The organism is Pleomorphomonas koreensis DSM 23070 (genome assembly GCF_000425185.1).
GTDB lineage: Bacteria > Pseudomonadota > Alphaproteobacteria > Rhizobiales > Pleomorphomonadaceae > Pleomorphomonas > Pleomorphomonas koreensis.
Genome location: NZ_AULH01000037.1, coordinates 1 through 11,476 on the forward strand (window position 1 = coordinate 1; position 11,476 = coordinate 11,476).

Consider the following 11,476-nt stretch of genomic DNA (forward strand, 5'->3'; position numbering starts at 1 on the left):
CGATCAAGTACGAGGAGGTCTACCTGAGGGCCTATGAAAGCGTTCGAGACGCAAGATCGTCGATCTCGAATTACATCGGCTTTTACAATTCCGGACGGCCACATTCGAGCCTTGACGGCAGCACACCCGACGAGGCCTACTTCGGCGGGCGACAGATGGCCGAGGCCGCCTGATCGCCGCCCGCGATTTCATCACGGCTCTGGTCGGGCTACGCCCTCCCGACGCCGTGATGAAATCGCGAAGCCCCGCAGTCGACACCCCGGCGTGAGATCCACTCAAATTCCGCGGGGCGCTGTCCAAACAATCGGGGCCACCTCTAAGGCCCGCCGTTTTGCCGAGCGCGTTCAGATACGCCCCGCTCGGCCACGTGGACGCGGCTCGGCCGTATTTTTTGCCTGGCTAGGCAGGTGGAAATCGGCGTCCCGATAAGTTCTGAATGCCCGATCTATCTCGTCGGGTAGCATAGTGTCCGCCGCATGCGGCATTGAGAGACTGGCGAGCGCACCAGAGGGAATCCTGAGTGCCAGCACGCAATCAACGCGACTGGGGGGCGCTGAAAACCGGATTGAAGGGTCATAACCTTTAGTTGATGAAGACCTCAAGACAGCCTAAAACTCTTCCGAAGGTTGTAGAATGCAATTGACATTGCGCGTATGCCGTCTTTAGATTGTCTTACACGTATGCGACCTTGCCGCGAGGCTTTGATTGCAACTGGCAACTAGGCTTGGTGCTTGTTTCAGATCGGTACGGATCCGGACGAATGTTGGCCTGCAGACACTAATCCTGGGGTAGGATGCTGTCCTATATTCTATCTATATGGGCGCTATCCTCCACTATTGCGTGGTTCGCGTCGATTCTGACCATAAATTACGTGATCGGAGCAGTTGATCCTAGTATAAAATTGTCTGACTATAAGAGCAAGGCGCTAGAATATCTAGTCCTGTACAAAGATGAATACATAGATAGACTTCCGCCAAAAAGTGCCCGCATGCTCCGTGGTGCTCAATCCGTGTACAAAATATCTGGAATATCGCTTCTGTTGTGCAGTGTATTCGCCTTGGCTGTAAAGAAGTTCTCGTCATGAGGGGTAAATAATGTCTGCAGATCCCATCTACTACCGGCCTGAGCCGCTCGACAAAAATAGTCTGACTCAAGTTCTCTCTGGAATGGTTCAGAACTTTGTAGACGGTGTTATTGGGATACTCAAAGTTCTGGAAAAACAAGCCATTGTTTTGAACCAGGCTTTGGGTTCCCAATGGGTTGGCTAAAGTGACGGGAGCAATACCTGTCCGAAGTGGAATATCTTCAATCGGCGGCGGGCCGGAGGGCACGCCGCCTTTCCTTATTTTGTGTCGACCCATCACGGCCTACGTCAATCGGGGGAACGATGTCCTTTGGAAGGGACATTTCTAAACGTCCGCATTGCACCTCTGTTGGGCGCGCTCGGACAGCCTCTTGCGCTTCCCGGAAGCCGACGTTGCATTGACCTACCTTGTTGGCGGCCTCACGCCCCCCTAACGGGCTGCGGTGAGGTCTAGTGATAGCGAAACTGCGATGGTCGATCCCCCGGCGACTAGAAACACCGTCCAATAACTTGGCGTCCGAAAATGAGGGGGGCACTCCAACATTGTGACAGGACTCTTTAGGCGGAAAATTATTGAGACCGGGAAATGTGCGTTCGTGCCCCCCTTCGATGTAGCAACGGTAAAGTCCGATGCCGCCTCCGGGAAGGGCATCGTTGGACAACGACCACTCGGCGCCGCTGTTCGAAGTCTTTCGGCTGGAACGCACATACACTCTTTCCGAATGCCTTACAGCACAGCACTCATGTATTCGCCTCCTGTGGTCGCAGCCCAGCCATGGCAACCCCAGCATCGCCAAAGGGCAGCGAAGATTCTGCGAGTGTTGCCAAGCAATACCGACAAGTTCTCGACAGCCGTCCGGCAGGTCCAGACTGCATTGCGGGCCCATGGCTACTATACAGAGAAGGCGGCGGACGGCGTCGCTGGCTCCGGAACGCGGCTGGTCATTGAGAAGTACCAGACCGATGCCGAAGATCACAGGCACCATCACGCCTCAGCTTCTGGATACGCTTCGGATCGTCGCGCAGTGGGGCAGCAGGTTGTCGTGGACAACACCGGAAACGTCCGCATTCCCACCCGGTCGAACTCTGCCACTCCGCCAAAGGAAAGGCTCCGCGCCGACGCTCTGCATTACCATCCGTCAGGACAAAACCAACGCCCGAAACGTATTCAGACTGGATAAATTGGGGGCAACGTCACCGTTCATAACGTAATATGTAATGGAAGCCGGTGCGACATAGGCCCTGTTACTCTTTCCAAGCTAAATACTCGCTCGAACAAGAATCATTCCAGCCTCATCAGGATCAAAGCCGGAAGGAAATTGTGTGCACTCGTCGTACTCGGCACTGCGCAATTTAGCGGCTGATAGTTCAGCCCCTCGCAAATCGGCCCCCTGCAGTTGGGTAGCCCCACCGAGATTATCCGCACCAAGATTAGCGCCCGTCATTTTTGCCCCATTAAGTTTCGCCTCCTTCAGGTCGGCGCCACACATTAATGCGTCCGACAGGTCAGCATTCCTCAGGTTGGCTCTAAACAGAATCGCCCAATATAGGTCCGCCTCCCGAAGGTTTGCCCCTTCGAGGTTTTCTTCGCTAAGCTCTTTCCCCTCTAGATCGGCTCTTTCAAGAGCAGCACTAGGTAAATCCACCGGATCCAGATCGTTCCCTGTTCTCGACTGGTAGATCAGAAGCTCCGCACCGTCTCGGTTATATATCCTCATCATTGTGCCACTGCTCCACCAATTATAGCTGACGGAATGCAAAGCTCCGGTGCGGCTACGCATGCACCAATAACCGCGGCTCCAGCACCAATTTTGGCTGCTGTCGACATGTTGCTGCCTGATGTTTCAGGCTCCGAACAACTACTACTTCCGCCTCCACATTGTTCTGAATATTTCTTTTCTAGCTCCTGCAAGTATTTTTCTAGGTCGTTGATTATTCTGAGATGGCCTTTACGCGACTCGCGGGGCTTCGACCCAGGCGGGGCGATGTCTGGCAAGCCAAAAGGATTATCTTGGTATTCTTTCCATCGCCTGGCAATATCATCCTGATATTCTGAATCTTCCTCAGAGGCGCTTGGCACTCTTCACCAATTGGATCGATCCGCCGTGCCAATCCTGTTAGGTCTATGTACTTGAGCGGATTGCCGCCCGCATCTCCGTAGACGCTTGGTTGTAGGGTGGCAAAGCTGGAAGATAGCGTGGGGGGCGGCAGTGTTTTTCAGCGTGCCTTTAGGGCTGGTCAGACATCTGACTCGGCATTTTCTCGTTCCTGTTGTTCGACGCCCCTGGTTGTCTTGGGCCGTGAGCCTCCTATTTGGCGTGTTTGTTTGGGGCTCGGCTACCCCACTTAAGGCAGAAACGTTTGCGCCGCCTCCAGGCACTCATTGGGTTACCGTTGCGAGCACGCAGGACGTCGATACGGCCATTGGAATTGCCCGTCTTTTTGGCCCAACTGCTCGTGTGATCCGCTCGAAATCGGGATGGCTGGCTGTTTCCTTGGAGCCACGCAAAGGCAGCCTTCAACGGATCGCCCAAGCCATCATGTGGCCTCCGTTGCCAAGTGACGCGCTGTTGTCTTCTGGCCGCGACTACGTCGAAACCATATGGAAGGCGCCGGCCGAGCGACAAGCAAGTGCCAAAGTGAAGCGTGACAAGCCTGGGGTCGTTAGCTTCGCCGCGCTTGAGGTAACAGTCACGCGGGAGCCGGCGGCACAGGGCTGGACGGCTCATGTCACGGCCCAAAAGGCAGGAAAGCGGGTTCTGGACGTCCGCCATACCTTTGCTGAAGGCGAACCGGACTATGCGTCCAGCGTTATGGTCGCGGAAGTTGACGGCGGGAACGACACTCCCGAGATCTTTATCGACGCATACTCGGGCGGTGCCCATTGCTGCACTGAGACGGTGGTCCTCGACGCTATAAGCCCAACCGAATGGACCACGGTTGACCTGGGCAACCGCGACGGCGGCGGCATCCATCTCGAAGACGCAGATGAGGATGGCGAAGCCGAGCTGATTCTGCCGGATAATAGCTTCCTCTATACGTTCGACTGCTACGCCTGCTCCACGCAGCCAATCCGCATCAGCAAATTCGGAAAGGCGACCGTTCGAGATGTCTCTGGAGACGAGAAGTTCCGTCACCGCCTCATTCAAGACGTTCGAGGCATGGAGTTTCTCGCAAAGGTTCAGCCAGACCGCTGGCACTCCAACGGTTTCCTCGCGGCATGGGTTGCCGCCAAGAACCGGATTGGTGAGGGGCAAGCAGCATGGGCAGCCATGACCGGCCTTTATGATCGGAACTCCGACTTTGGCGTTTACGCCTGCCGTAAACCTCAGCCGATCGAGACTTGCCCTTCCGATCAGCATTATCGGTTGAGTTTTCTCGACGGGCTGCGCCGGCATATGGCGGAGCATGGCTACGGTTCGATCACTCCGGGCGCCGATGACACGCGAGCCAGCCCAACAGCCCTGGTTTCGCTTGAAGGTGCACGCGCGGCATTCTTGGCGATGCCCGTCGAGCGACGCCGCGATATCCAGTTGCTTCTGGCGTCCCTGGGACATTGGTCGGCCGTGGCGGGAGATGGTTTCGGTAAGAACCTCTGGCAAGCCATCAAGGACTTCCAGAATGCCAACGGCAAGTTGCCCAACGGGGTTCTTTTGGACGGTGATTATGATGAGTTGCTGCGGGCCGCATCCCCGGTCCTTCGCATATGGGATTTGTCGCGCGTCACCCATCCTTTGACCGGCACGCCACTGTGGGCCCCCCGAGGTTTGGCCAAGTCGACTTTGGCGACGGAGGCAGGTGTTCGTTTTGGCACTGCCAGTGAAGGTGTGGTTGTCGAACTCGATTACTACCCCGGCGTCTCGCTCCAAGCCCTGTATGGAATAATGCAGGAGGCTGCGCGATCTGAGGTCATCGACTATCAAACGATCAAACCGAAGTTCATTGTCATCAAAAGCCATGCCGAATTGGCTACCCAGTATACGCGCTTTGAGGACATCGGTCGTGGCGTGGTCGGCTTCACACTCATTTGGCCGTCTATGGCGGAGTTCCACGGCGACCGCCTGGCGACTGTGATGTCGGATCTGTTTCGGTCCGAGGTCGAGCTGGGAATACCTCGTTCCCCGCCGGCGCCTGTTGCGACGGTCGCGTCCGTACCGGTCATGCCAGCAGCCGTTTCTCCGTCACTGCCGCAGACGGCCGCTCCCGAAAAGGAACGGGTTGTCTCAAGCGGAACCGGGTTTTTTGTTACTGCCGACAGGCTCCTGACCAATGCCCATGTGGTTGCAGGCTGCGAAAAGGTAGGCCTGATCGTCGCCGGCAAAACGATTGAAGGGGCCATTCGCGGCCGAGACACGACCAACGATTTGGCGGTCGTGGAAACCAACGACTATCGCTCGGCTGATGTCGCAAAGATGCGCCCTGGAGTACGGCTTGGTGAAGATGTTGCGGCTTTCGGCTTTCCTTTGTCCGGGGAACTGGCCAGTTCCGGCAACTTCACTCGGGGAGCAGTGACCGCTACGGCGGGGCTCCGCGACGATATTGCCCACCTTCAGACGGACGCGGCGGTCCAGCCCGGCAATAGCGGCGGCCCACTCATCGATGTCTATGGCAATGTGGTCGGGGTCGTCGATTCAAAGCTGAACTCGCTCATCGCAACGGTTGCGAACAACGACATCCCGCAAAACGTGAACTTTGCTATCAAGGCCTCAATGGCGACGATGTTCTTGGAAGCGCAATCTATCCCGTTTGAGCTGGGAAGCGTAGGAACTCCAGTACCGTGGCCGGACCTCGCTGACCGAGCCAAGGCGATCGCGGCGGAAATCACTTGTCAGCAATAAGCCACGAGTGCGCAGGCCTCATTATGCACGACTCTTCGCTATTCGCTGGACCGACTGCGCTTCATGTTCTGGTCCTCTCATTGGGCCAGAAAGAACTTGAAACCAGATTAGGCGCAAGGGGCAACATCACGCACCCAGCATGTTTCCCGCAATTTCCGGCAAGCTCTCGGCGTCGATGCGCTCCCTGGCAGTCACGCGACACATCAGCTCTCGCGACAGGAAGCTGTCGAACTTGGCAAGTGCCGGCTGCGCGAGATGACCTGCGAGGACGACCCCATCCGGGGCAGGAGCATTGGCCACTTCTTCCAGCGTTTCCAAGACGCCATTGACTGTGCAGTCGGATATCTCGATGGAGTGGTGATAGCTGGATGCCCTGAACTGCTTTGCTATGAGGGCCAACGTCAGGGTTTCAAGCTTGCGGGTACCGACCCACGGGAACAATAAAACGCCCTGGCCGTGCGCGATAACCGATTTATGATCGAGTTGAAGTTCCTTGAATCTTTCGCGTGCTTCGTCCAATTGGCGGGCCGCCTGCTGGTCAAGGTACTGATAGGTATCGGTTGAGCAAAGAACGGCTCGCATCGTTTCCACGACGTAGTCGTGAATCGCTCCGCCGCGTCCCGGGAAATGGGGCGGATTGCCTGCTCGGGTTGGCTTGACGGCTATGACGCGCGCTCGGTCATCGATGTCGACGATCCGCCAACGGCGACCCGAAAATATGATCGTCTCGCCCGGGGCGAGCGGCGAGCTGAGAGGGTAGGTCCCGAGGGTGCGGGTTTCGTGGACAATGCGATATTCCTGCTCGGTCGCGAACACCGGATAGAAGTCGTAGCTTTCGGTGATTTCCTCGCCGCCGGAGCCGATCATCAGCACTCCGTTCCCGGACTGCTCGATGAGGCGACAGCTGTCCGACGCCATGCAGCGCAGCAGCTCGGCGAACAGCTCCCGGTCAACGTTTCTGAATGGACCGCGGATGCAAAGAAGTTTGAATGCCTGAGCGGGCAAGACCCCGCCGTATTGCAGGATCAGTGCGAGGGTCTGGTGGATGAGTGTCGACAGATGCAGTCCCGCTTTGATCGGCGGCTCGCACCAGTTGGCAATCAGGCATTCGACCATCGCAATGGCCTGCACCAAGTCGAGGCGCAGGCGATCCAGCGGATGCCCTCCACGTTCGAAGGGAGGCGCGGCGACGAACATTCGCAGCGTTGCCGGACGTCCGGCGCGTCGACCCGAACGTCCTATGCGTTGCCTTAGCGATGCGACGGAGTTACCTGGGCCAATCTGCGCGACGGCATCGACATCGCCGATGTCGATGCCGAGTTCCAGCGTGGTCGTTGCAACGGCCGTGGTGGGACGGGGATCATCTCGAAGCCGGGTTTCGACGTCCTCACGGATGGCTTTCGAGAGACTGCCATGGTGGGCGAAAAACTCCTGCGGAAGCCTCTCGTCGTCGCACATGTTGCGAAGTCGATCGGCACAGACCTCGACGTTCACTCGGGAGCCCGCGAACAGAAGATTGCGCTTGCCGCGCGTGAGACGGAAGAGATCGTCCGACATCGCTTTCGGAAGCAATGAGCGGGAGAACTCGTCTTCCTTGGGTATGTCGTTGTCGGATTTCGGCTCTTCGGGCGCGTCGACAGCGGGAGGCGCCGTCGGTCGTTCGAGAAGATAGCCGCGCACCTGCAAACGGACACCATTGCCGGGATCGTTCCCCTCCACCAGCGTCACCGCGTCGCCGCATCCTGGGCGCAACGCTTCGGCCGCAAGCCGCATATCTCCCAGAGTTGCCGACAGTCCGATCCGGTCAATCCGATCGCGTCCGGTAGCCACCTCAATCCTGTTCAGGATCGACTGCATCTGCATGCCGCGCTCCGTGCCGATGAAGGCATGGAGTTCATCGATGACGACTGCTTCCAGATTGGAAAAGAGATGGCTGACTTCGCCACCCCGCCTAACCAGCAACGCTTCGAGCGACTCCGGCGTGATGAGCACAATGCCGCTCGGACGTTTGCGAGCGCGCGCCTTCACGTTTGAGGAGACGTCGCCATGCCACTTCGTGAGCAGCACCTCGCAGCATTCGCACAGGCTTTCGAGCCGACGGTGCTGATCGTTGATCAACGCCTTGAGAGGGCTCACGTAGAGGAGCGCGAAGCCGTCGGCGCCGGTTTCCTTGGCCTCCAGCCGGCTGAGCAAAGGTAGAAAAGCTGCTTCCGTCTTGCCCGCCGCCGTTCGCGCTGAAATAACGACGTCACCGCCTGCGAGAATAGCCGGAATGGCCTTCTCCTGGACATCGCGCAACGACTGCCACTTCTGCTGCCAGATCCATTGGCGAACCGGTTTTGAGAGACGATCAAAGCCGGAGGGTTGTGAGTTCGTCATCCGGGTCATCTCCGTCCACGATCAGTTGATGATCCGCGATGTCACCACGATCCTCGTCGACGTTCACACCACCGAGAAGCTCGTGCCAATTCGTTCCTGGATTTTGCTCGATGATCGACAGAAGGTCGACAAAGGCTTTGACGGTGTTTCGTGGGGTCCGGAAGTACGCCTCACCGATGCGATTGGCGCAATGGTCAAGGAAGGCATGGAGCGCCTCGTCCGGCACGAGCCATTTCTGCGGGTCGCCGAGAGCGAAGACGTCGCGCAGCCGTTCGAGCAGATGGTAAAGCTCCTCGGGCGTCAGATTGGGCAGGTTGATCACCGGACCTGAGTAATCGACGAGGCCGCCCCGAGCAAAACTGTTCTCAGCAAGGCGCGATTGAAGCGCTTCGTAGGAGTATAGACCGCGGCGGGTGTCGAGAAGGAAATCGGGCGTACCACCGAGAACGAAGCCAATGCCCTCCGTCGAGCCTTGCAACACGTCATTGAGGATACGCAGGATCTGCTCGTAGTTCTGTTTGCGCGCTTGCGCGCTCTGAAGTTTGTAGAGGTTCACCAGTTCGTCGAGGCAGACAAGCAGGCCGCCGAACCCCGCTACGCGGCAGAACCGCGCCAGTAGCTTGAGGGCGTCATAGAAGGCCGAGTCATCGATGAAGGAGCGGACGCCAAGGGCGACTCGTGCGTCGGTGCGAGTGGTATACTCGCCGCGAAGCCAACGAAGCGCGGCGTCCTGCAAGGTCGTGTCGCCTTCCTCATAGCCACGGGCGTATGCGGTCACGACGGTTGCGAAGTCGTAGCCGAACACCATCTCCCTGACGTCGCCGAGAAGCTCGTTGATCGCGGTCTCGATCGTCTTGCCTGTCGCACTTGCCCTTTCCGACGCCTTTTGAATGAAGCTCTCTAGGATATTTCGCAACGCTCCCCCGTCCGGCGTCGCTCTCGTCGAGATACTCTTGGCCAGCTCCGCGTAGAGAGTGCGTGCCTGGCCGCCAGTTGCGTGAATACGGCGGTCCGGAGCGAGATCGGCTTGGCAAACGACCAGTTTTCTCTGCAAGGCAATCTGGCGGACGAGGAAAAGAAAGAAGGTCTTGCCGGCGCCGTACGCGCCGATGACGAACCGGATTGACGCGCCACCGCCATCGACGCGATCGATATCGTTGACCAGCGCCTCGATCTCCCGCTGACGCCCAACCTGGATATGCTGCAAGCCGAGGCGGGGAACGACGCCTGCGCGTAGCGCGCTCAGGATTGTGTCGCGGTCGCGTGGCTTAATTGCGGGTGCCTTGGCTATCATGACGTCACTCTCTCATCGTACTGAGATCCGGAGCCCGCCGGCAGCGGAAGCAGCTGAAGATTGATCGTTATCGGGTCGTCGCCTTCGAGCAGCGGCTCATCGAAGATGTCGAACGCCCAGTCATTGAGGACGTTGATAACGGCAGCGGGCATCAGGCCCGCCTCACGGGCAAGGCGCGCGAACTCGTCGGCTGCCCATTCCCCACGTGCCTTCAACTCCAAAAGCAGGGCGCCATAGCGACGTTCCAGGCCTTCGAAGAGATCTCCGGATGTTTCCGGTTCCTCGGGCTCGACTGGAGGCGGCTCAGGAGTTGGGTCAGTATCATCGGCGAAAATTGTCGAAAGGAGCTCTCTGGCCTTTCTACTTTCCTCCCGGATCGTTTCGAGCCGCGAGGTATCGACCCGAACGGTCGCAGTTGAACTGGGAAGGGGAGGAGGCGGAATCGGCGTTGCCGAATATGGCTGATCCGGCGGAATGATTTCGGGAGCTTCGTCGTCGCTGGTCTGGACAACTCTGCCTCGGTTGGCTGCCGCGCCGTCGTGAAGTCGTCCATAGAGCGAGGCGGTATCAAGCGACATCAGGCGGAACAGACGTTCAAGCTGTCGCACTTCCTCAGGGTGAACAGTCCCGTCGGCGGTGGCCATCGCGATCAGCGTCTCCGCGATGCGTGCGTGAGAGGCAGGATCCGCATCCTTGAGCTTCTTGGCAAACTCATCGAGACGCTTCGGGTTATCGAGACTGACGGTGAGTTCCGCCTTGAGGCGCTGCCGCTCGTCCTCGGAAAGATCGGATTGAGCGCCGATTCTCGCGTTGATCTCCGATAGCTCCTGCGGCTGGAGTTCGCCGTCCGCGAATGCCATCAGCAAGCCGAGCAGGACCATCAATTGTGCCGACCTGTAGCTCGGCGATGGCGGGACGGACGTTGCGTTCGTCAAGGGAAAGACGACGACCGTGTCACCGGCCTTCGGGATTCTGGTCGCATAATCCGGATCGCCGGTATGTCCGAAGCCGACACCGACGAGCGTTCCCGAAAGCTCCGAGACAAACGCCCGCGTGATCGGTTTGTCCTTGGGCATGCCGGCGAGTGCGGCCAAATCCTCGATCCTCACGGGCCTTCTTTCGTTGGACCATTCGTAAAGACGGACGAGCGGTTGATCGGTTAACCGGCAAGCCTCCTGTAGGCGATACGGAGCGGGCAGCTTCGCTATGGACGCCAGGGTCGGTCTCAGTCCGTTGGTTTTGCCGAGCGCACGGCTATAGGCTTCGAGCCTCTCGACGCAAGCGTCGAAGACGAGGCGGGCGTCGCTGATCGGCTGCTTGCGCTCGGTTACATCGACAAGATCGAGCCCGAATGGCTTGATTTCTAGATCGAACGTGCCACTACAGGCGTGGTAGTCGAGCCTAAGCTTGCGTCCAGACTTGCCTGATATCCTTATTCCCTTCGGAAAACGCCTGCAGAGTTCATCGGCAAAAACCTGCTTCAGGAGGGATCGCTCCACTCGTTTGGCGGGCGTCCGAATCTGAGTCTCCGGGTGACTCATGACATAGGCGGATCGTGTCCCAGGGCGTGGTGTAGCAGGGTAGCGGTGGTCACCAGTGTTTTCCGGTAGGGTCGGGTTGTTCAAGACCAACCTGAAGGACACCACCGATGACCGACGACATGATGAACCTGCGCTCACTCGTTGAGAAGAGCGCCGACGCCGATTTGCTGCGCGAGATGATCGGCTTTGCTGCCGAGAAGTTGATGATGCTGGAGGTCGGCACGAAGACCGGCGCGGGCTATGGCGAGAAGAATGGCTTCCGACTAGCCCAGCGCAACGGCTATCGCGACCGGGACTGGGAGACACGTGCTGGCACAGTCGAGCTTCGTATCCCGAAGCT

The 11,476-nt window shown here is 58.2% G+C and carries 8 protein-coding genes; 4 read left to right on the forward strand and 4 right to left on the reverse strand.

What is annotated here, in order from left to right:
- Together H512_RS26630 and H512_RS27940 are read left to right on the forward strand one after the other, a co-directional pair.
- Nucleotides 1-173, forward strand: a 173-nt coding sequence (locus H512_RS26630) for an integrase core domain-containing protein (RefSeq protein ID WP_156899576.1), incomplete at its 5' end; no start/stop codon positions are given.
- A 1,654-nt stretch (nt 174-1,827) separates the two neighbouring features.
- Entirely contained in the window at nt 1,828-2,265 is a 438-nt protein-coding gene (locus H512_RS27940) for a peptidoglycan-binding domain-containing protein (protein ID WP_425414193.1), read from the forward strand.
- Nucleotides 2,266-2,343: 78 nt separating this feature from the next.
- On the opposite strand, the gene H512_RS26635 is transcribed toward H512_RS27940, so the two are convergent.
- Nucleotides 2,344-2,805 (reverse strand): pentapeptide repeat-containing protein, encoded by a 462-nt coding sequence (locus H512_RS26635; RefSeq protein ID WP_169507187.1) that lies wholly within the window; start codon nt 2,803-2,805, stop codon nt 2,344-2,346.
- A 489-nt stretch (nt 2,806-3,294) separates the two neighbouring features.
- Between H512_RS26635 and H512_RS26020 the strand changes: the two genes are divergently transcribed.
- Nucleotides 3,295-5,922 carry a serine protease gene (locus H512_RS26020; protein ID WP_156899578.1) on the forward strand — a complete coding sequence of 876 codons (2,628 nt, stop codon included), beginning with the start codon at nt 3,295-3,297 and terminating at the stop codon, nt 5,920-5,922.
- Between the two features lie 126 nt (nt 5,923-6,048).
- Here H512_RS26020 and H512_RS0119410 read toward each other — a convergent pair whose 3' ends face one another.
- Genes H512_RS0119410 through H512_RS0119420 form a run of 3 tightly spaced genes read right to left on the reverse strand, consistent with a single transcriptional unit; the run spans nt 6,049 to nt 11,094 of the window.
- Nucleotides 6,049-8,301: a DEAD/DEAH box helicase gene (locus H512_RS0119410; RefSeq protein WP_053240080.1), complete on the reverse strand. Its 2,253-nt coding sequence runs from the start codon at nt 8,299-8,301 to the stop codon at nt 6,049-6,051.
- Nucleotides 8,273-9,595, reverse strand: coding sequence for an ATP-binding protein (locus H512_RS0119415; RefSeq protein WP_026784829.1), 1,323 nt, complete (start codon nt 9,593-9,595; stop codon nt 8,273-8,275). The genes H512_RS0119410 and H512_RS0119415 overlap by 29 nt, the downstream gene beginning before the upstream one ends.
- Nucleotides 9,592-11,094, reverse strand: coding sequence for a tellurite resistance TerB family protein (locus tag H512_RS0119420; protein ID WP_026784830.1), 1,503 nt, complete (start codon nt 11,092-11,094; stop codon nt 9,592-9,594). Before H512_RS0119420 ends, H512_RS0119415 begins: the two co-directional genes overlap by 4 nt.
- 149 nt (nt 11,095-11,243) lie before the next feature.
- Here H512_RS0119420 and H512_RS0119425 point away from each other — a divergent pair.
- Nucleotides 11,244-11,476: transposase (locus H512_RS0119425; protein WP_026782563.1), on the forward strand; the 233-nt coding region annotated here is incomplete at its 3' end.

What these genes read in the sequence shown, in the direction of transcription:
- H512_RS27940 (WP_425414193.1), top strand. Translation starts at nt 1,828, where the DNA reads ATGTATTCGCCTCCTGTGGTCGCAGCCCAGCCATGGCAACCCCAGCAT.
- H512_RS26635 (WP_169507187.1), bottom strand. Translation starts at nt 2,805, where the DNA reads ATGATGAGGATATATAACCGAGACGGTGCGGAGCTTCTGATCTACCAG.
- H512_RS0119410 (WP_053240080.1), bottom strand. Translation starts at nt 8,301, where the DNA reads ATGACGAACTCACAACCCTCCGGCTTTGATCGTCTCTCAAAACCGGTT.
- H512_RS0119415 (WP_026784829.1), bottom strand. Translation starts at nt 9,595, where the DNA reads ATGATAGCCAAGGCACCCGCAATTAAGCCACGCGACCGCGACACAATC.